16 protein-coding genes are annotated in these 20,680 nt (G+C 60.1%); 7 read left to right on the top strand and 9 right to left on the bottom strand.

All coding sequences use genetic code 11. The annotated features are described in order from the left end of the window. Positions 1-163: 163 nt before the first annotated feature. Complete coding sequence (locus G449_RS0108630) at positions 164-1,753, top strand: histidine kinase N-terminal 7TM domain-containing diguanylate cyclase (RefSeq protein WP_081640514.1); 1,590 nt, start codon at positions 164-166, stop codon at positions 1,751-1,753. 174 nt (positions 1,754-1,927) lie between these two features. Here the strand turns inward: G449_RS0108630 and purE are convergent, their stop codons facing one another. From purE to G449_RS0108615, 3 genes are all read right to left on the bottom strand, one after another. Continuing rightward, the gene (gene purE, locus G449_RS0108625; RefSeq protein WP_022658908.1) at positions 1,928-2,425 is read right to left on the bottom strand and encodes a 5-(carboxyamino)imidazole ribonucleotide mutase; all 498 of its coding nucleotides are present in this window, start codon (positions 2,423-2,425) and stop codon (positions 1,928-1,930) included. A gap of 62 nt (positions 2,426-2,487) precedes the next feature. Continuing rightward, on the bottom strand, positions 2,488-3,774 hold the full coding sequence (gene purD / locus G449_RS0108620; protein WP_022658907.1) for a phosphoribosylamine--glycine ligase: 1,287 nt from the start codon (positions 3,772-3,774) through the stop codon (positions 2,488-2,490). A 188-nt stretch (positions 3,775-3,962) separates the two neighbouring features. Beyond that, positions 3,963-5,642: an FG-GAP repeat domain-containing protein gene (locus tag G449_RS0108615; RefSeq protein ID WP_022658906.1), complete on the bottom strand. Its 1,680-nt coding sequence runs from the start codon at positions 5,640-5,642 to the stop codon at positions 3,963-3,965. Positions 5,643-5,860: 218 nt separating this feature from the next. Here G449_RS0108615 and G449_RS0108610 point away from each other — a divergent pair, with 218 nt between their 5' ends. Next, positions 5,861-7,276 (top strand): RsmB/NOP family class I SAM-dependent RNA methyltransferase, encoded by a 1,416-nt coding sequence (locus G449_RS0108610; protein WP_022658905.1) that lies wholly within the window; start codon positions 5,861-5,863, stop codon positions 7,274-7,276. Positions 7,277-7,327: 51 nt separating this feature from the next. On the opposite strand, the gene hypF is transcribed toward G449_RS0108610, so the two are convergent. Next, positions 7,328-9,829, bottom strand: a complete 2,502-nt coding sequence (hypF, locus tag G449_RS0108605) for a carbamoyltransferase HypF (RefSeq protein ID WP_034605480.1) — start codon at positions 9,827-9,829, stop codon at positions 7,328-7,330. A 176-nt stretch (positions 9,830-10,005) separates the two neighbouring features. Here hypF and G449_RS0108600 point away from each other — a divergent pair, with 176 nt between their 5' ends. From G449_RS0108600 to G449_RS0108580, 4 genes are all read left to right on the top strand, one after another. After that, the gene (locus G449_RS0108600) at positions 10,006-10,575 is read left to right on the top strand and encodes a helix-turn-helix domain-containing protein (RefSeq protein WP_022658903.1); all 570 of its coding nucleotides are present in this window, start codon (positions 10,006-10,008) and stop codon (positions 10,573-10,575) included. Between the two features lie 106 nt (positions 10,576-10,681). Beyond that, positions 10,682-12,361 carry an AMP-binding protein gene (locus G449_RS0108595; RefSeq protein ID WP_022658902.1) on the top strand — a complete coding sequence of 560 codons (1,680 nt, stop codon included), beginning with the start codon at positions 10,682-10,684 and terminating at the stop codon, positions 12,359-12,361. Positions 12,362-12,712: 351 nt separating this feature from the next. Beyond that, complete coding sequence (gene sppA / locus G449_RS16585) at positions 12,713-13,777, top strand: signal peptide peptidase SppA (RefSeq protein ID WP_245170795.1); 1,065 nt, start codon at positions 12,713-12,715, stop codon at positions 13,775-13,777. A gap of 171 nt (positions 13,778-13,948) precedes the next feature. Further along, positions 13,949-14,440 (top strand): hypothetical protein, encoded by a 492-nt coding sequence (locus G449_RS0108580; RefSeq protein ID WP_022658899.1) that lies wholly within the window; start codon positions 13,949-13,951, stop codon positions 14,438-14,440. A gap of 84 nt (positions 14,441-14,524) precedes the next feature. Here G449_RS0108580 and G449_RS17800 read toward each other — a convergent pair whose 3' ends face one another. From G449_RS17800 to G449_RS0108560, 4 genes are all read right to left on the bottom strand, one after another. Next, positions 14,525-15,787 carry a sensor domain-containing diguanylate cyclase gene (locus tag G449_RS17800; protein WP_022658898.1) on the bottom strand — a complete coding sequence of 421 codons (1,263 nt, stop codon included), beginning with the start codon at positions 15,785-15,787 and terminating at the stop codon, positions 14,525-14,527. 370 nt (positions 15,788-16,157) lie between these two features. Then, the gene (locus G449_RS0108570) at positions 16,158-16,502 is read right to left on the bottom strand and encodes a hypothetical protein (protein ID WP_022658897.1); all 345 of its coding nucleotides are present in this window, start codon (positions 16,500-16,502) and stop codon (positions 16,158-16,160) included. Further along, positions 16,499-17,935: a translation initiation factor IF-2 gene (locus tag G449_RS16575; RefSeq protein ID WP_159060458.1), complete on the bottom strand. Its 1,437-nt coding sequence runs from the start codon at positions 17,933-17,935 to the stop codon at positions 16,499-16,501. Before G449_RS16575 ends, G449_RS0108570 begins: the two co-directional genes overlap by 4 nt. Before the next feature lie 13 nt (positions 17,936-17,948). Continuing rightward, positions 17,949-18,533, bottom strand: a complete 585-nt coding sequence (locus G449_RS0108560; protein WP_022658895.1) for a YajG family lipoprotein — start codon at positions 18,531-18,533, stop codon at positions 17,949-17,951. Positions 18,534-18,772: 239 nt separating this feature from the next. Between G449_RS0108560 and serS the strand changes: the two genes are divergently transcribed. Beyond that, the gene (gene serS / locus G449_RS0108555) at positions 18,773-20,047 is read left to right on the top strand and encodes a serine--tRNA ligase (RefSeq protein ID WP_022658894.1); all 1,275 of its coding nucleotides are present in this window, start codon (positions 18,773-18,775) and stop codon (positions 20,045-20,047) included. An 85-nt stretch (positions 20,048-20,132) separates the two neighbouring features. Here serS and G449_RS0108550 read toward each other — a convergent pair whose 3' ends face one another. Next, positions 20,133-20,621 carry a hypothetical protein gene (locus tag G449_RS0108550; protein WP_022658893.1) on the bottom strand — a complete coding sequence of 163 codons (489 nt, stop codon included), beginning with the start codon at positions 20,619-20,621 and terminating at the stop codon, positions 20,133-20,135. Positions 20,622-20,680: the final 59 nt, after the last annotated feature.

The following is a 20,680-nucleotide window of genomic DNA, read 5'->3' as shown; positions in this document are numbered from 1 at the left end:
CAGCTTGTGGGGATGCAGGTAAAAAAATCGGACGAGCGAAGCTGTACAGGGGCGAGGGGCTGTATTTTCCCGCTCCCGCAGAGCATTATGAATGCGCAGCTGTGCCACAAAATGCCAGTTGCATATGACGCGCTTACAGGGTGAATAGTATAAGGCATAGTTAGTGATTATAAGAGCTGCCTGTATTCTTTTTCTAAGTATATCGTGCGCGGGCATGCTCTATGCTGTTTGCTATTCGTCCAGAATAGCACGCTCAAACGGGTATGCGGCCTTTTTGTTTTTGTTCATGTCTATTTTCATGTACACGGTCGGGTACATTTTCGAGCTTGCATCAAGCACGCCTGAAACAATCTATCTTTCCTTAAAAATTGAATATCTTGGAGCACCGCTTATAGCGGTGTTCTGGTTTCTTTTTGCCGTTTATTACAATAACTATTCAATAAAGAGCAAGGCTGTGATGGCTCTGCTGTTTGTGGTGCCGCTGACGACTATTGTGATGCTCTACACCAATGAGTATCACCACTTTCATTATAAAACATTTGCTGTAGATGCCAGCGGTCCCTTCCCTGTGGCGGTAACGCAGAAGGGCTGGTGGTATTATGTTGATTTTGTTTACAAGATGCTTGTTGCCTTTGCCGGGCTGGCTTTGTTTGCCTTTTCCTATGGCAAGGCAACGGGCTATCGCAGGCGGCAGGCAAAAACCATCTTTATTGGCGCGCTGAGCCTCTGGATAGGCAATTTTTTGCAGACTCTGGGCTTTGCGCCCTACGGCATTGATATTGAGCCCTTCATCCTCTCTGCGGCCTTGCCGCTGAGCGGCTTTGCCATGTCCCGTCTGCGCATGTTCGACCTCGTGCCCATAGCGCGCGACAAGGTCTTCAAGACCATGAGCGCCAGCGTCCTTGTGCTGGACGACAAACTGCGGGTGGTGGATTTCAACGACAGCGCCGTGTCCATTCTTCCAGCTCTGTCAGAGGATGCCGTGGGGCTGGCGGTGAGGGATGTGTTCCCTGAACAAAGTTCCCTTGATGTGGCGGCGCTTGTGCAGAATGAGGAAATGGAGATTGCTCTGCCGGTGGCGGGAGGGCTGCGTTTTTACAAGGTTTCCTGCGCCAGGGTTGGCGCGTCTGAAAAAGATTCCGGCCTCATTGTCTCCTTGTACGACATGACCGAGAGCAAGGAACTGCTTGAAAAAATGCAGCGCATCGCATCGCAGGACGCGCTGACACAGGTGTTCAGCCGCTGGTTTTTTATGGAGGCCTTCCAGCGCGAGATCGACCGCTGCCGGGAGGCTGGCGGCAAGCTCGGTTTTATGCTGCTGGACATCGACCATTTCAAACGCGTCAACGATGAATATGGGCATATGGCGGGCGACAAAGTCCTGCGCGGCGTCACGGCTGCCCTGAAAGACACGCTTGGTCACAAAGCCCTGCTTGGGCGCTATGGCGGCGAGGAATTTTCTGTGCTGCTGCCAGGTATGGGACAGGACGAGGCCGTGGCTCTCGCGGAGCGGCTGCGGCAGGTTGCCGCCATGTTAGAGGTGGCGTTCAACGGCACTGCCATGAATGTGACCATTAGCGTTGGCGTTGCCGCCGCAGTATTTGAGCCGGGCGCTCCGCAGGGCATGGAAAGTACGCAGATCTGCGATGCCCTCATTCTGGCGGCAGATACAGCCCTGTACCGCGCCAAGCAGGAGGGACGCAACAGGGTGTGCTCTGTTGGCCTTGACTACGGTGCAGACGCGTCCGTGTAATCAATCTGCCTGTCATTTTGCTGCCTCAGCAACAATTGGCAATAAAAAAATGCCCGCGAGCTTAACTTGCGGGCATTTATGTTTTTTGGGTGCGTACGGTGCGTTTCCATTGCGAATCAAAGCAATGGACAGAACACAGCGCAAGAACTGACCCTGTTGCCAGGGCCTACTACGCTAGGCGTATTTGCGGCTGATTTCGTCCCCGGCTTTTTCCACTTCTTCGCGCATTCTGGCGCGGGCTTCGGCAATGCGTTCGTTGAGCGCAGGATCGGACACGGCCAGAATCTGGGCGGCCAGCCATGCGGCGTTGCGTGCGCCGGCCTTGTCGGTGGCAACGGTGGCGACCGGGAATCCGGGAGGCATCTGCACGGTGGAGAAGAGCGCGTCCATGCCGCACAGGGCGGCGCTGGAAACAGGAATGCCGATCACAGGGCGCGTGGTGCGTGCGGCAACGGCTCCAGCCAGATGGGCGGCCATGCCCGCGGCGCAAATAAACACGCGTGTGCCTTCGGCTTCGTACTGGCTCACCAGTTTTTCGGTGCGTTCAGGCGTGCGATGCGCGGAACTCACGGTGATAGCGCAGCTCACGCCAAGGCTTTTCAGAACGTCTACGCAGGGGCTGACCTTTTCTTCGTCAGACTTTGACCCCATCAAAATGACTACTTGCGGCATAGTCTTACCTTCCTGTGGTGCGGCGCTGCGCGCCGGAATATTCTTGCAAAATCAGACTGTTGCTATTTTCCGGCCAGGCGGCGGATGCCTTTTTCGCCAATATCTGTGCGATGGAAACCCTCCTGCATGCGTACCTTGGCCACACCGGCATAGGCGGCCTTTTGCGCGGCGGCCAGGCTGTCGCCCAGTGCGGTGACGCACAAAACACGCCCGCCGTTGGAAACGAGCGACCCATCCTTAACCGCAGTGCCGCTGTGAAAAACCTTTACGCCGGGTACGCTGTCCGCATCTTCAATACCTTCGATGGACAAACCCTTGGCGTAGGAGCCGGGATACCCCTTGGCGGTGATCACAACGCCAAGCGCGGTCTGGCTGGTCTGGCCGAGGCTTGCCGGGTCAAGCTTGCCGCGTACGGCGTCCAGCATGATGGCAGGCAGGTCGCCGTCAAGGCGCATGAGCAGGGGCTGACATTCCGGGTCGCCAAAGCGCACGTTGTATTCCAGCACCTTGGGGCCGTCGGCGGTCATCATCAGCCCCGCGTACAGCACGCCCACAAAGGGATGTCCGTCCTTGGCAAGCTCGCGCAGGATGGGCCTCACCGTGAGGTCGGCCATTTCTTCAAGCATGCTGTCGGGCAGCACAGGGGCGGGGCTGTATGCGCCCATGCCTCCGGTATTGGGGCCTTCATCATTATCGAATACGCGCTTGTGATCCTGCGCCGAGGGCAGGGGAACCGCGCGGGTGCCATCGCATACGCAGAGGAAGGAGGCTTCCTCGCCCACAAGGCATTCTTCAACCACCACAAGATTGCCAGCGTCGCCAAAGGCGCGTTCGGTCATGATTTCGTCAATTGCGTCCAGTGCTTCCTGCACGGTCTGGGCAATGATGACGCCCTTGCCCGCAGCGAGGCCGTCCGCCTTGATGACCAGAGGAGCGCCCACTTTGTTGATATGGTCGCGGGCTGCCTGCGCATCGCTGAACACGGCGCAATGGGCGGTGGGCACCTTGGCGCGGTTCATGATTTCCTTGGCAAAGGCCTTGCTGCCCTCAAGGCGCGCGCCATAGGCATCCGGCCCGAAGCTGGGAATGCCGGCTTCGCGCATGCGGTCAACAATGCCCAGCGTCAGGGGCAGCTCGGGGCCTGGAATCACCAGGTCGATGTGCTCCTTGCGCGCAAAGGCCAGCAACCCGTTCAGGTCGTCCACAGCCACAGGCACGTTAACGGCCCCTTCGCTGCTGGTGCCGCCGTTGCCGGGCGCAACAAAAACGGCGCTGACTTCAGGGCTTTGCAGAATTTTCCAAACCAGGGCGTGTTCGCGGCCACCGGAGCCGATCACAAGGATGCGCATGCTGTCTCCTTACTCCAAAAACTTTTTCCGTTTCAGTAAACTGGTTATAAAGCGGTAAAACCCATGTGGATTTTACCGCTTTAATATTGGCTATTGCCAGAGCCGCGGCAAGGCCGTTGCTCCATATCCGCAGCTCTGCGCCGCAGATAAAAACGGCCCCTCGCGCTGGCGAAGGGCCGCTTACCCCGCTAGTTGGGGCTTATTTCAAAGTCGCTCAAGTCCGCAGGCACGTTGGGGTTGGTGGCCGAAACGTCCAGAGGATAGGCGGTAATCATGCACTGGCGGCTGCCGATGCCGAGATCGGGCGAGGTGTTCAGGCCCACCACCAGATCAAGGATGCCATCGTTGTTCACGTCAGCCAAATCGATTTCTGCCACAGAACCACGGATGCGGCGGGTCTTCCACTTGAGGCCAAGGCCCACGCCGTCCCAGTACAGGGCATGAACTTCGCCCTGGGGGAAGAAACGGTAACGGTCAAAGAACTGCGCCGCAGTGGATATGGGCTTGTTGACCAGCAGCGTGTAGTCGCCGGTATTGCCGATGTCGGCAGCGATGAGGCGCATGGGGGCGTAGTACTTGCTGGGCAACTGGTAGGCTTTGTCCACGCCCAGGCCTGGCATGCCCTTGTAGTGATCCATGCCCGTGGCAGAGCCGGAATAACGTTCCATGGTGGTGTGAACCAGGGTGTTGCCGTGGCCCTGGAAGAGCTTGATGCGCTCGTCGTCGGTCAGCATGACAAGCTGTTCACCCTTGCCATTCTTGCCGGCGGGCAGCCACACGCAGTTGAACACGGTGGCGCCGGTGGGCAGGTCAAGACGGGTGCCAAGCGTGAACTTGCCGTCCTGCTTGGTCATGATGCGCACGCCGGGGGCGAAGAGCTTGAGCGAATCCCAGCCCTGACCCACGAGAGTGGGGCTGTAGGTGGGGGGCACACGCATGACGCTCACATAGTAAGGAATGCGGTCGGCAATGGTGGTGAACTTGTTGCCCTTGAAGCTGTAAATGAAGGAGTAAGGGCGGTTGCTTGATTCTTCGGTGGTGGTCACAACAAGAGCCATGCTGCGGTCGCGGTTGAGGTCGATGGCGCGCATGGAGAAGTTGTTGTTGGAGCGCGAAACCACGGTTTCGCCAATCAGCCGGAGCTGACCGTTGGCGGGCCAGCTGTAGATGCGCAGATCGTGATCGCTCAGGATGGCGATTTCATTCTTGCCATCGCCGTTAAAGTCGCCCACGGCCATATCGACCATGTTGTAACCCAGGCGCTGGGTGCGCAGGCGGGAGCCGTCTTCAGCGCCAGCGCCCTGATAGCGGAACTGCGGGTTCAGGTATACCTGCTGCTGCCCGGTTTCGTTGGTGACGATGTCGCCATTGGCGGTTGCGCCACGCGGGGAACCAGAGGCGGTGGAGCCGGGGGTGCGCATTGCTGAGGAAATACCAAACACTTCCTGGCTCAGGGCCGAGGTCAGTTTCTGCACAGAAGTGGTCAGTTCGCTCACAGGAGCCTGGGCGGTTTTGCTCCAGGTTTTGCCTGCCTTGTCCACGCTGTTCATAACAACGGTGCAGTCGTTGCCCATGACGCTCACCGAGCCCCATATGGCGTTGTCTGCACCAGAAGAGCGGAGCGCCTGCTGGGCTTCTGCCTGGCTGGCGGCCTTGTTCTGTCCCGTACGGGCTTCAAGCACGCCAGGGCGGTCAAGGCGTCCCTGAATGGTAGCCTGAACAGCCTTGGAAAGGTAAGCATAGCTCTGGGGGGCATTGACCACAAAGGGCAATACCACAGCGCTTTTAGCGGCGGCGCTGGCGGCGCCCGCAGCAACGGCGACGAGCAGCAGGCAGACCGAAAAAGTCAGTCGCATGGCGAATTTCATTCCATTCTCCTTGAGTATTCACGCAAATACCCGGTAAAGTACGGCCACGGGCCGTTGTGGCGGTCTACCGGTACCGACTGTCAAATGCAGCCCGGCACGTCCGCACTGGCGCACTATACGCACACTTGCAGCGCCGTGCAAGACGCAAGGAGCCTGCGGAGCGCGCCGCAACAGATAAATTCCTTGCGGGAAGGGCGTACTGTCAATAATATGCCGCCATGCCGAAAACTCTTATCCGTTCTTTCCGCCTGGTATGCGCCCCGGAGCAGGTGCCCGCAGTGGAGGCCCTGCTGCGCGCTCAGGGGTATGATTTTGAGCCGGAACCTTTTTCTCCCCTGTGCCGCCGCCTTGTGGCCGAGCCGCGCCCGCTTGGCGGTTCGCTGGCTGCATTTTTCGGTTACATTTATATACAGGACCGGTCGTCCATGTTGCCGCCGCTGGCGCTGGCTCCCGCTGCTGGCAGCGCCGTGCTCGACATGTGCGCAAGCCCAGGCAGCAAAACCGGCTTTCTGGCCCAGCTTGTGGGGCGCAATGGTTTTGTGCTCGGCAACGAGCCTTCGCCCACGCGCCTTGGCACCCTGCGGGCCAACCTGCACCAGCTTAATCTGATACAGGCCGCCACCTGTTCGTACAGCGGCGATGCCCTGCCTTTACGCCCCGGCTCGTGGGACGCAATCCTGCTTGACCCGCCCTGTTCCGGCTGGGGAACCGCAGAAAAACACCCGCAGGTGCTCAAGCTCTGGCAGGGCGACAAGCTCGACAGCCTCACCGGGCTGCAACGCCGTCTGCTGCGCCATGCGGCCTCGTTGCTGCGTCCCGGCGGGCGGCTGGTGTATTCCACCTGCACGACCAATGTGGATGAAAACGAGGCGCAGGTGCGCTTTGCCGAGCAGGAGCTGGGGCTGGAGCGCGAACACCTTGATCCCATCCCCGGTTTCGTGTGGGAGGAAATGCCCGGCGGTGAAGGCACCTTGCGTGTGGATGGCGCACGCTCGCAGGCTCAGGGATTTTATGTGGCCCTTTTCCGCAAACCGGGTAATGAGAATGCGGCGGTTTTGCCCTTTGAAAGCAGCGCGTCTGAGCCGCAAGCAGCCGTTTGGGGCGTGCCTGCTTCTGTTCCCTCCGGGGGGCCACTTGCGGGCCAGAGTTCGAGCCAGAGCCTTGGCCCGCGCAATGGACGGCGTACCGGGAGGAATCGCGGTGACGACCGTGCGGGAAAGCCCGTTGAACGTCCTTCGGGCAGTCCGTTGCCGCCGGAAAGCCTTGTGGGCGCGACCTGCAACCCTGATCTGCTGCCCCCAGGGCGGGCCGTGCTGTATGGTGAACATGTGCGCTTTGTGTCGCCTCAGGCCACGGCTCTTTTGCCCCCCGGTTGCGTATGGCAGGGTTCATTGCTGGGGAAGCTCAGCGGCGGAACGCTGGATGCCGCGCCGCGCCTGCGCGTGCTCATGCAGTCGCCGCCGGATGCCGCCTCCAGCCTGGTGCTGGACGATGTGGCCGATATCACGGCCCTGTTGAGCGGGCAAAGCCGCCAGACAGGTTTGAATGGACGCGAGGCTGGCCTGTGGTGGCGCGATCTGCCTTTGGGGCGCATTGTTCTCAAGCAGGGCAGGGCCATAGCCGGATTTAAATAGGCGCGGAGACTGTCAGTCGAGAGCTTTCTGCGTTTCCCGCCGTGTTTGCAATCAGAGTTTAGCCCTTGCCAGCATCAGTCTGCCCCACACGGCCTGACCGAGGGAAAGCCCGCCGTCGCCGGGCGGCAGTTCATGATGGGTGAGGGCTGTGAGGCCCTGTTCCGCCAGCGCCAGCGGCAGCAGCCGCGCCAGCGTGGCATTCTGCAATACGCCGCCGGTGAGGCCCACACCGCTCGCCCCCAGTTTGCGGGCCGCACGGCCCGCCATGCCTGCCAGTGCCCGCGCAAGGCTGAGGTGAAAACGCGCCGCGGCTTCTGTGGCGTCCATTCCCTGCGCCTGCGCCTGCGCAACGTGGGCAAACAGGCCCGCGCTGTCCATTTCCAGCAAATCGTGGTGAAGCGCAATACCCACGGGCCAGATCAATGCGGCCACGTCCTTGTCGCGCGCCTTGCCCTCAAGCGCAGTACGTATGCGTTCATCTGCCCGGTTGGCGGCATCTTCAAGGCGGATGGCGGCCTGACCCTCGTAGCTTGTATCAAGGCACAGCCCCAATTGCGCGGCCACCGCATCAAAGAGGCGTCCGCAACTGGATGTGACCGGGCAGTTGATGCCGCGCCGCAGCATTTCTGTCACAGCATCTGCGGCCTGCGTCTGTTCCGGCAGCCAGGGGGTGTGCAGTGACGGGAGGGGAATTTCCGCCTGCTCGCAAAGGCTGCGCAGGGCCAGCGCAATGCGCCAGGGTTGGCGCACTGCCGCATCTCCGCCCGGCAAGGCAAAGGGGGCCAGACGGCCCACCCTGCGCCACTGAGCCTGCTCAAGCTCCATGAACAGCAGTTCTCCACCCCATACTGTTCCATCACCGCCAAGCCCCGTGCCGTCAAGGCAGAGGGCCAGCGCCGGGCCGTAGTGGCTGTTTTCGGCCAAAACCGCAGCGGCGTGGGCGGCGTGGTGCTGCAAGCGCCACAGGGGCAGGCCCTCGCGTTCTGCGCGGGCCTCGGCATAGCGGGTGGAAAGAAAATCGGGGTGCGCATCGCACACCAGAGCCTCGGGCCGCACCTCCAGCAGTTTTTCCAGATGCGCGGCCACCTCCTCATAAAAACTCAGGGTGGCGGGATTTTCCAGATCGCCGATGTGCTGGCCCACAAAGGCCTCGGCCCCGCGCGTCAGGCAAATGGTGGCCTTGAGCTCCGCCCCGGTTCCCAGCACGCAAGGGGCGTTTTGGTCCGCCTTGGGCAGAAAAACCGGGCGCGGCACATAGCCCCGGGCGCGGCGGTAGAACAGCGGTTCGGCAAGCTGGTTTGCGGTCGCAGGTGTGCCGTGCGCATCTGCGCCGGGCAGGCTCGGCTGGAGCGTCACCACACTGTCGTCCACGCGCACCAGAATATCCCGGTCGTGCAGCAGCCATGCGTCCGCCAGATAGGCAAGCCGGGCCAGAGCCTCGCGGTTGCCAAGGCAAATGGGTTCGCCCCCGGCATTGGCCGAGGTCATGACCAGCACGGGCGGCAAGGACGTGCATTCTGCAAGGTGGCTGAAAAGTACGGCATGCAGGGGCGTGTAAGCGAGCATGATACCGATCTTGCCAGTGTCGGGAGCTACCTCATGCGGCAAATATGCAGCATCATCCTGAATGGCTGCACCATGTTGCGGCGTGCTGCGGCGGGGGCAGAGAACAACAGGCTTTTCCGGGCTTTGCAGCAGAGCCTCGTGTTCCGGTGTGAGGTCGCACAGGGCGCGGGCTGTTGCCAGATCACCAACCATGAGGGCCAGCGGCTTGTGCGGGCGTGTTTTGCGCCGCCGCAGCTCTTGCAGGCTTTGGGCATTGCGCGCATCGCAGGCCAGTTGAAAGCCCCCCAGACCTTTGAGCGCCAGAATCCCGCCGTGGAGCAGGGTCTGCACGGCCTGTTCCAGAGCCTGTTGCTGATTTTCTGCGGTCGGCGCTGTGTTGCCCTTGCTGGCAGCCGCCTTATCCACAAACCACAGGCGCGGCCCGCACGCTGGGCAGGCCACGGGCTGGGCATGAAAGCGCCTGTCTGCCGGGTCGGCATATTCTGTGCTGCACCGGGGGCAGAGCGGGAAACAGCTCATGGATGTGACAGCGCGGTCATAGGGAATGGAGCGCGTGATGGTATAGCGCGGCCCGCAGTTGGTGCAGTTGGTAAAGGCGTACTGGTAGCGGGGGTTGGCCGGATCGCGCATGTCGGCGAGGCAGTCGGCGCATACGCCCATATCCGGGCTTACAAGCACGCTGTGCGCTGCCTGCCCTGAGCTGGGAACAATGCGGAAGGCTGTTTCATCCTCCACAACAGGCAGGTCGTGTTCGCCCACACCGGTCAGCCGTGCCAGCGGCGGCAGTTCGGCGCGCAGGCGGCGGCCAAAGCGCTGCACTTCTGCCTCTGCGCCCTGCATTTCCATACGCACGCCTTCTGAGGTGTTGCCCACAGTGCCTGTAAGCCCGCCTTCGGCTGCAAGGCGATAGACAAAGGGGCGAAAACCCACGCCCTGCACCTGCCCGGAAGCCACAAAGGCCCTTCTGACCAACGGTTGTTTGCTCATGCTTTTCATCATAGCGCAAAGAGCAAAATGTGTCAGCAGGGGTACGGTATGACCGCTCAACAGCGCATGTTTGCTTGCGAGCGTACGGGCTTTTCGGTATTTAGTTGGTTGCTTGCCGCCACGTCATCCTGCCAGCGCGGCATCCAACCCGGCATATCCGGCAATCAGGAGCGTCTATGCCCCCCGTGCGTACCATTGGTTCCCGCATCCGTGGATTTCGCGAAGAACGCGAAGTTGACCTGCAAACTCTTTCCCAGAATACGGGCCTTACGGAAGACTATCTTGAAAAGCTGGAGTCAGACGCCATCTATCCCTGTATCGGCCCCCTGCAAAAGGTGGCCCGCGCTCTTGGCGTGCGCCTTGGCACTTTTCTGGACGACCAGTTTTCGCGCGACCCGGTGGTGAGCAGCATCAATGGCGAGGCCGAGGCCGATGAAGCGCTGCACACAGGGCGCGTACCCCGCTCCAGCTATACCTATCATGCGCTGGCCAAGGGCAAGAACGACCGCAACATGGAACCCTTCCACATCCGCATTTTCCCCGACAGCGGCGAACGCAAGACCACCTCGCATCAGGGCGAGGAATTTATCTGCGTGCTCAAGGGCGAACTGCTTGTGGTCTATGGGCGCGAAACCCGCGTGCTCAAGCCCGGCGAAACAATTTACTACAATTCCATTGTGCCTCATTACGTGGGCGCTGCGGGCGACGAGCCTGTGGAATTTCTGGCTGTGACCTACAATCCCTAGGGCATTTCACTTTCTGTTGGTCTGCTCCGGGCGCGATTCAAAGCCCTTCAGACCGCACACCGCGTAACAGCGGCGCACTCGCCGCAACACGCCTTTGGGAGGATGCATGGAAGAAAAAGTTCGTGAGCGTCAGGCACAGTTTGAACTGCGTGAATGGACGTTGGGGCAGGTGCTTGACCACACTGTGGCGCGCTTTCCCGATAATGAAGCCCTGGTATACCCTGACCGCAACTATCGCCAGACCTGGAGCGAATTTGGCGCTCTGGTGGACGATTTCGCCAAGGGGCTGATGGCTCTTGGCGTGCAAAAGGGCGAAAAGGTCGCGGTATGGGCCACCAACGTGCCGTACTGGGTAGCATTGCAGTTTGCCACGGCAAAAATCGGCGCCATACTGATTACGGTAAACACCAATTACCGTGAACACGAATTGCGCTATCTGCTCACCCACTCCGAGTGCGAAAATATTTTTCTTATCGACAGCGTGCGCGACCACGACTATCTGGACACGCTTTACCGCATCGCGCCGGAGCTGCGTTTGCAGTCGCGCGACAGATTTGTGTGCAAAAGCCTGCCGCACCTCAAGCGTGTGTGCTTTCTGGGGGCGGAAAAGCACCGGGGCATGTATTCCGTGCCGGAAATACTCTCTCTTTCCGTCATGGTGGACGAGGCGGAATACGCCGCCCGTCAGGCCCTGCTCCAGCCGTGGGATGTCATCAACATGCAGTACACCTCGGGCACCACGGGCTTTCCACGCGGGGTCATGCTGACCCATGTGGGCGTGGGGCTGAACGGGTACTGGATTGGCCGCCACCAGAATTTCGGCGCGGAAGACAGGGTGTGCCTGCCTGTGCCGCTGTTCCACTGCTTCGGTTGCGTGCTTGGCGTCTCCGCCGCAGTGAATCACGGCGCGACCATGGTTATTCTTGAGTCGTTCAACGCGCTCAAGGTGCTGGCTGCCCTCGACAGCGAACGCTGCACGGCTGTGTACGGCGTGCCCACCATGTTTCTGGCAGAGCTGGAGCATCCACTCTTCAAGCGTTTTGACCTTTCGCACATGCGCACCGGCATCATGGCCGGTTCCGTCTGCCCCGAGCCGCTCATGCGCCGTGTGGTGGACGACATGAACATGACGGAAATCACCATCTGCTACGGCCTTACGGAAGCTTCGCCGGTGATGACCCAGTCGGACATCCACGATCCCCTGTCGCTGCGCTGCGAAACCGTGGGCTGCGCCATGCCCGGCATTGAGGTGCGCGTGGGCGACCCCGATACCTGCGAGGAACTGCCGCGCGGCGAGGTGGGCGAAATCCTCTGCCGCGGCTACAATGTCATGAAGGGCTACTACAATATGCCCGATGATACGGCCAAGGCCATCAGCCCCGAGGGCTGGTTGCATTCCGGCGATCTGGGCGTTATGGACGAAAACGGCTACCTGCGTGTGACAGGCCGCATCAAGGATATGATTATCCGTGGCGGCGAAAACATCTATCCGCGTGAGGTTGAAGAGTTCCTTCTGGGCATGCCCGGCATTCTGGACGTGCAGGTTGTGGCTGTTCCCAGCCGCAAGTACGGCGAAGAGGTCGCGGCCTTCATCATCCCCCGCCCAGGTGTGGAAATTCTGCCGGAAGACGTGCGTGATTTTTGCCGCGGCAAGGTGTCGTGGTATAAGATACCCAAGTACATCAAAACAATAACAGGGTTCCCGCTCACGGCCAGCGGCAAAATCCAGAAGTTCAAACTGCGCGAAATGGCTGCAGAATTCTGGCCCGAGCCCATGCAACGCTGAGCATAAGGGCGCGCCCTGCATCTTGCGGGGCGCGCCAGTGCAACAGATCATCAGGCTGTGCCTGAAAAGTGCAGGCTCCTTTGGGCAGCCATGCGCGCCACGAACCGGGCAGATAGTTTGGCGCCGCATAAACCTGCATGAACAATCCCGCTCCGCGCCAGTCTCCGGCCTCTGCCGTCAGCCCAACCGTGTGCACAGCCCCTTGCCATAAAATATTTCCCAAGCCATTGAACAGGCATGCGGCCATCCCCGCCGATAGCGCCGCCAGCCTGCAATTTTTCCACCTTCGGGCCAAGGCCCATCACAACTACAATCAGGTCAAAGAGCGTTATGAGCAATCAGGAATTTTCATTGAATACAGATCAACCCCTGTCCATGTCTGCCGCCAGCGAAGTCGGTCATGCTGACGCCATGTCTGCTTCCATCCCTGCGGCTACGCCCGAGTCGTCATCCACTGCGTCATCCGCATCTCCATCTGGGGGGCAGCCCTGCGTCTGCCCGCTGGCGCAGGTTCCGGCAAACGTATGGAAGGATCTGCTGCGCCGTCCGTTCCGCAAGCGGCATCCGGTCATCTTTTGGGGGCTTATACTGCTTTTGCTGGCAGGTGTCGGCGTGTTTGGCGCTGCCCTTGGCAGCAATGGCCTCATGGGCGGCCAGCGCATAGCCCTTGTGTCTGTTTCCGGCCCCATCATGGATCCGGAACCTGCCCTTGAGTGGATACGCAAGGTGGAGCGCGACCCCATGATAGCGGGTGTGCTGCTGCGCGTGGATTCGCCTGGCGGGGGCGCAGCGGCATCGCAGGAAATTTATAGCGCCGTGCGCGAGCTGGCCCGCAAAAAGCCCGTGGCTGTCAGCATGGGTTCTCTGGCTGCTTCGGGCGGGCTGATGGTCAGCATGGCTGGGTCGCGCGTGTTTGCCAATGCCTCCACCGTGACAGGTTCCATTGGCGTACGCATGGACATCCCGCAGTTACAGGGTCTTATGGGTAAAATCGGCGTGGGGCAGGAGACCATAACCACCGCCCCCTACAAAGACGCAGGCTCCTACATGCGCCCGCTGAGCACCGAACAGCGCGACTATTTTAAAAAAGTGCTGGACGACATGCACCAGCAGTTTGTGGATATCGTGGCCGATGGGCGGCATATGGAGCATGCCCGCGCCGCCGCGCTTGCCAGCGGCAAGATTTTTACCGGGCGTGAGGCCGTGCAGCTTGGACTGGTGGATGAACTGGGCGGGCAGCAAACGGCCCTGGTCTGGCTTTCGGAGCAGTGCGGCGTACCAGCGGAGCGCAAGCTTGTGACCCGGCCCAAGGAAGGCGGCTGGCTACCGCGCAGTCTCAAGACCATGCTTGGGGTAGATCTGAGCGCGCTGGGCAGCCTTTCTTCCAGCAGCCCGGTGTTTCTTTATCAGTTTTAGGGGGCAGTGTTACAGATATTGCCAGCGCCAACGCGCTCTGGCAATAATACTTAACAAAATTATGTCCTTATGAGTATTGCGGGCGGCTGTTCTAGACAGCCGCCCTTCCTTGTGCGATACTTCCGCCCGAAAAATACCGCGCGCTGCGCGGACATTTCAAGGAGCTTGTCCATGAAATATGCGCTGTTGGGTTCATTGATGGCCTGTGTGCTGTTGGCGGGCCTGTGCGGGGCGGCTGCCGCTGCGGAAAAAAAATTTAACCATTTCAGCATAGATTTGCCCGCCAAGTGCTCGGCAACAGAAAAAGAAAGCATTGTAACAGTTACCTGCGGGCAGGATTCATTTTTTTCCATTGGTATTTTTACCAAGGCGGAAACCGGCAATATGACGCCCAAGCAGTTTGCCGAAAAGCAGTCGGGTAGGCTTAAAGGCACTGCGCCTTCAAAGGCTGACGACGGCGGCGGCTGGACGTTCCAGGCCATGTCCGGCAGGGTCATGACCCATGCGGATGTGTCCACTGAGGGGGATCTGACCTTGCTGTTTATCAGTGATGTGAGCGACACGGACTGGCCCGATGCCCTGCAAAAGGCCTATGATTCCCTGCGCGGGGCCGATGACCGTGCGGACGCCCTGATCCAGAAATCACTTTTTGAGCGGGAATAGGCCTGCGCCAGACGCGCTTTTAATCAAGCTTGCCATAACCGCAAAGCCCCGCCGGATAAACCAGCGGGGCTTTGTTTTGCACTGCTAATCGCTCTCAGCAAGGCTGCATGCGGCTGAGGCGACCTTGTTGCGCCCGCTGTTTTTAGCTGCGTACAAGGCTTTGTCCGCTACTCTGATAAGTTCTTCGCAGGCCATGTAGCCTGACAGGGCGCTGGTTGCATCAAGCGCCGCAACGCCTATGCTGATGGTCACATGTCCAAGGGCGCTTTGGCAGTGGGGGATGCGCAGAGCGCTGATGGCTTCGCGCACGCGCTCGGCAACCATTGTGGCGCTTTTCTTGCCTGTCTGGGGCATGATGATGGCGAATTCTTCGCCTCCGTAGCGAAACAGTTCGTCACCGGGCCTGAAAAGCGCGGCGCTCATGGCTTTTGCCGCACGGGCAAGACAGTCGTCCCCGGCAAGGTGCCCATAGGCGTCGTTGTACAGCTTGAACTTGTCCACATCGACCATGCCAATGCACATTTCGCCGCCTTCACGGGCAAGGCGCGCCACTTCCCTTTGCAGGGCTTCATCAAAATGGCGGCGGTTAAACACGCCTGTCAGGTAATCCTTGAGATTCATCTCTTCCAGTTGGCGATTGGCGGCCTCCAGCCGGCGCTCCAGCCCCTTGCGCAGGCTTATGTCGCGCAGCGAAACACAGATGGAGCGAATCTCGCCGCAGGCATCGGGCAGGCCGTACATGGCCATGACGTAGTCCTTGCCGTCCCAGATGATCTCCTGCTCGGAGATGGCGTTGCCAGAAGGAAGGATGCTGAACGCCCTGTCCACATCTTCAACAGAGGGAATGCCCGCTTCAAGAATGTGGGCGCGCACCAGCGTGTTGGCGGGCTTGTTCGCAATAATGGCGTACTGCGCGTTGACCGCCAGCAGTTGCCCATCCCTGTTGACGATGCAGAGCGCCATGAAATCGTGCGCAAACACCTCCTCAAAAATGGGCGTGAGATCTCCACGCATGTCCACAGTGCCTATGTTGTGTTCTTCGCCTTCAAAGCCGAGAAGTGTGCCGCAGGCACTGCGTAGTGGTTTTATGCTCAGGCTGGTAACCGTGTGTGTACCCTTTGGGCACACATAGCGCACGGTGCAGCCTGTGAGCGCCCTTGGCTCGGCAGAAGCAAGAGCGCGGCGCAGCATGGCGGCATCGTCCGGGTGCATGCAATGAACCAGAGATTTGCCCGCGAGTGATCCCACTGGTAAATCCAGCAACCGCTCCTTTGCCGCATCCACATGGCGATAGGCCAGATCAGGGTCAACGCCCCAGCAAAATGATTTTCTGGTGTTTTTTTGCATCGACACGATTCCCCCTCCTTTGCCGCCCTGACTGGTTCAGGGGCATTGCCCCTGCTGGCGCGGAACTGCGGCAAAGACTCTGTCGATTTCAACGCCAGAATATATAGAAGGGAACTATTTCGCCAGAGATTTCGGACAGAAAGGCGAGTGCCAAAGAAATATCGAAGATGCCAAATATCCGGCGGGCACAATGGTTGTGATTATGGGAGCAAAGGGAGGGCGCAAACAAAAAAATATGGAAACCATATTTTTTTGGCGCGGAAATTCGAGAGTAAAATGTGATCAAATCACATTTTGGCGCAGCGGCACAAACACGGAATGCCTTTGTGGAATATGACGAAATTCAGGCAGGAAGGGCAAAATTCTGAAATCAATGGCCGGAGTAATCCAGAACATTGTTCAGCGGAGCACGGTGGCTTTCAATACGTCCGCAGTTGAAGGTGTGGCGATTAAGCCGCCAGCCCTCCATATCAAGTACGTCGAGCTTTCCCTTATGTTCCGGGCATAGGTGCTCCCCAAGCACAGCCAATACTTCATCCACGGGAAAGTACATGCCTTCAAAGGAAATGCGGGCCATGTCGCCGTCACGCTCAAGAACAGGCACGTCATCTTCATCCGGCATGGCACCGGCGCAGGCCTGTTCCAGGGCCGCGTAAAAATCATCGTTTACAGGATACACATGCCCGTAAACCTTAAGCAGAGGGGATCGGCTCATGGTTTTTCGGCCGTGTCGCCAGCCTTGACGGGCGGTTGGGGCGTGACGGCATCAACCGCGGGCTGGCCTCCCTCTTGCCTTGAAGATGTAAGGCACATCTGCTGCCCACGGGCGGCGGCAAGGCCATCGCAGTCGCCCAGAGCGCAGGCGGCGGCCAGATCATCACACATGCCGGGTTCGTTGCTGCGCAGCATGCGCAACGCGCCGCGCGCCCGCAAAAGCCGGACTTTATCCGAAGTGTGGGGAAAAGCATCCGTTGTGGCTTCCAGCGCGGCGCTCAGGTCATCTTCGGCAAGAGCCAGTTGCTGCAAGCGCCAGTGGGCCAGTGCGCGGATGTACCGCGCGCGCCCAAGGCCGGGGGCAAGCTCCAGCGCGGCAGTGCAGGAGGCGATACTGCGCTGCGGCATGCCCGCCTGCAAAAGTGCCTCGCTCAGAAGTAGCTGGGTTGCGGCGCTCTGCGGCAGATTGACGGCAGATTTTTCAAGGACTGCCAGAGAGTCTGCCGAGGTCAGCCAGCCCTCGGGCGAAAGGCGCAATGTATCCAGAGCCGCAATGGCGGCGGCAAGAGAGTCTGCCAGGGCGTCTGCTTTCTGCCTCGCGTTCTGTTGCGCCGTCTCCCTGGCGATACCCTCGGGGGTCGGCATGGGAGGGTGCTGGGTCAACTGCCCCGGCGGTGTCGCCTTGGCAATATACCACGTACCGCCAGAACCGGGGCCTGCATCGCCGGAGCCGCCCGCTCCGGGCAGGGCATCGGCAGTGGCAACCTCCTGAGCGACCTGCCGGGCGTTTGCCGTTGCGGCCATCAGGTCTGCCAGCAGCAAGCGCCGCACTTTCAGGGCATCAGGATTGCGCAGCAGCCGCAGCAGCGTTTCCGCCGCGTCGGGTCGGGCCAGCAAGGTGACTGTGATGCTTTGCGCGCCGGAATCCCCACCAGCGGCAGCATGGTCAACCTCTGTCAGCGGGGTGTACAGCTCTGCGGCCAGCGCCGTGTATTCGTTGAAATCGGTAATGCCCATGCGGATGTCGCGTCTGTTGGGCAGGGCTGCTGCGGCAGTGTGCAGGGCATCCAGAAGGGCGGCGGCTTCCGCGCACAGCCTTTGGGCATGCGGGGGCAGTGGAGCGGCGGGGCAGTGCGCGCTGCGAAGAACGGGCGATGGCAGGGGGAGGGGGCCTGGTCTGGAAGCAGATGGGCCGTTTTGCAAAGGCGAGAGCGGATCAGGCGTTGGGCTGGCGCTTTCGGCTGGGTTGTTGTCAGCCGTATTGCCGTTGCTACCCTTACCCGCAGTTGCTGGTTTGTCAGCGGCAGAGACTGCCGCCGGAGGGCCGGGCGTGTGTTCTGCTGCGCATGCCGCGCCGCCGGTCAGCAAGACCGGCGGCAGGGCAAAAGTTCCCAGCAGAGCCGCCAGGGGCAAGCTGGAAAAAAATGTACGCAAGGCCCGCATGGGCTTATTTTTTTGCCTCGATGGTCTGGACAATCTTGTGCGCCATGGGCTTGACCAGGTCGCGCAGAGTTTCCAGCATCAGGTTGTCGGCAGCGCTGCCTGAGGGCAGGCCGGTGCGCGACTGTGACGCGTTGAGCGATTCACGCAGGATGCGCGCCTGCCGGTTGGCAAGCACGTAGTTTGCGCGCAGCGATGTTGACATGTCGGTGGTGGACGTTTCGCGGATGTTGGCTTCGTCGACCTGGCCAGTGACCATAAAGTCGGGGTTGCCCTTGCGCGCTTCGTTCACGCTGATGGAGTAGGAAACCTGCATGCCGTTGCGCGCAAGTTCATCGGCCAGAGCCTTGCTGATCCACTGGGCGACATTGTCGGTGGTGACAAACGCGCTGCTGTCGCGGCGGGTGCCGATGACGGTCTGATCCATGCGTTTGTCTTCAAACATCACAACGGTCACACGGGGTGCGTTGGGAGAAGGAAGCACTGAAGCGTCCAGAGCGGGCGGCGGCAAGAGTCGAACATTGTTGCTCGGCCCGCAGGCTGCAAGCAACGCCAGCAGGGATACACAAAGAACAATGCGTAAATGTTTCATGACGGCCTCACGTAACTTGTATAGAAAATCTCCAGAATACTCGTTACTACGTATACGCAAAATTTGCCTTTTGCAAGGTTTGCAGGTCTGCCTGCGCCGGATTGTCAGATACAGGCCGTGTGCGGCCGCCTTGCAGGCAGCGGCCCAGCGTGCTACAGCCTGTCTGTTGCGCTCCCCATCCTCATGAGGAGCAGATTCTGCTATATCCCGCGCGGTGCGCGTTTTTTTCAGGAGCGGCTATGATTGACCTCAAACTGGTGCAAAAGCAGCCCGAAGTGCTGACCAAGGCTTTGACCGACCGGCATTCGGATCTGGATGTTAATGAATTTCTGGCGCTGGACGCCCGCCGCCGCGCCCTGCTGACCGAGGTGGAAACCCTCAAGAGCCGCCGCAACGCGGCCTCTGCCGAAGTGGCCGCCAAAAAACGCGCGGGCGAAGATGCCACGGCCCTGCTGGCCGAAATGAGCGGCGTTTCCGACCGTATCAAGGAACTGGACGTTGAAACCGCCCAGGCCAAGGCCGATGTGGAAACCTGGCTCATGCGCGTACCCAACCTGCCTGACGCCACCGTGCCAGTGGGCAAGGACGAATCGGAAAACGTGGAAGTGCGCCGTTGGGGCACGCCGCGCGAATTTGATTTTGAGCCGCGCGAGCATGGCGATCTGGGCGTAGCCCTTGGCGGGCTTGATTTTGAGCGCGCCGCCCGTCTGACCGGCAGCCGCTTTGTGGTGTCTCTGAACTGGGGCGCACGCCTTGAGCGCGCACTGGTGAACTTTTTTCTCGATCAGCACACAGTGGCCGAAGACTATATTGAAGCCTGTCCGCCCTACATGGTCAACCGCGCCAGCATGACAGGCACGGGCCAGTTGCCCAAGTTTGAGGAAGATCTGTTCAAGCTGCGCGAGTGGGAATACTACCTGATCCCCACTGCCGAAGTGCCGCTGACCAACCTGCACGCTGGCGAAGTGCTGGACGAGGCCGATCTGCCCCGCGCCTACTGCGCGGCCACGCCCTGTTTCCGCTCCGAGGCGGGCAGCGCGGGCAAGGATACGCGCGGCCTTATCCGCATGCACCAGTTCACCAAGGTCGAGATGGTGCGTTTCGCCCATCCTGACGACAGCTTCAACCAGCTTGAAATCATGCGCGGTCATGCCTGCAACCTGCTGGAAATGCTCGAACTGCCGTACCGCGTCATCACGCTCTGCACGGGCGACATGGGCTTCAGCTCTGCCAAGACCTATGATGTGGAAGTGTGGCTGCCCACGCAAAAAACCTTCCGTGAAATTTCGTCCTGCTCCAATTGCACGGATTTTCAGGCCCGCCGGGCTGATATCCGCTTCAAGCCCAAGGGCGGCAAGGCCATGTTCCTGCACACGCTTAACGGCTCCGGCCTGCCCACGGGCCGCACAATTGCCGCCATCCTTGAAAACTGCCAGCAAAAGGACGGCAGCCTTGTGCTGCCCAAGGCGCTGGTTCCCTATATGGGCGGCAGAGAAGTTATCGAGCCGAAATAAGCGTTGTTTGCCAGATGTAAAAACCGGGTGCTTCCATCAGGAGGCGCCCGGTTTTTTTGCGGTCAAAAATAATTTGGAGCGGCGGTCAGACCGTAAGTTTTTTTCTGCGCCGCAGCACGGCAGCCGCCAGCGCCATGTTGGCGATCAGGCTCAGGCCCAGCAGAATGCGCAAGGGCATGGCAAAGCCGCCCGGCCCCGCATCGTGCCCGCTGTCTGCGGCTGTGGCCCCCTGAGCGGCGCTGACCTCCACCGGGTGTTCAACCCTGTGCCCCATGTTGTCGGCCATGATAATGCGCCAGCGGCCCGGCGCATCAGGCATGAAGGCAAATCGCCCCTGCGCGTCCGTGCGGCCATTCTGAAATTCCACCTTGTCGTCTGCGGGGCTGTAAACCTCCACCTTGGCATAGGTGGGCTGCTCGCCGCTGGAATAGGCAAACTGCACAAGCACCACGCCGTCGTGCCGGGTGTCTGCCGCATACAGGGCATGGGCCGAAACCCGAGCCGCAGCGCCTGCCAGAAGCAGCGCAACCGCAAGACAGATGGCGGCGCAGCGCCCCAAAAGAAAAATGCGCATATAACTATCCTTGCCTCAAGCAGGTGTGGGAATGCGATCAGGCGGGAGAGAGCGAACCT

The sequence above is a fragment of the Desulfovibrio desulfuricans DSM 642 genome (assembly GCF_000420465.1).
Taxonomy (GTDB): Bacteria; Desulfobacterota; Desulfovibrionia; order Desulfovibrionales; family Desulfovibrionaceae; genus Desulfovibrio; species Desulfovibrio desulfuricans.
Note: the sequence above shows the minus strand (reverse complement) of the source record. Positions and strands in the feature narration are given on the sequence as shown.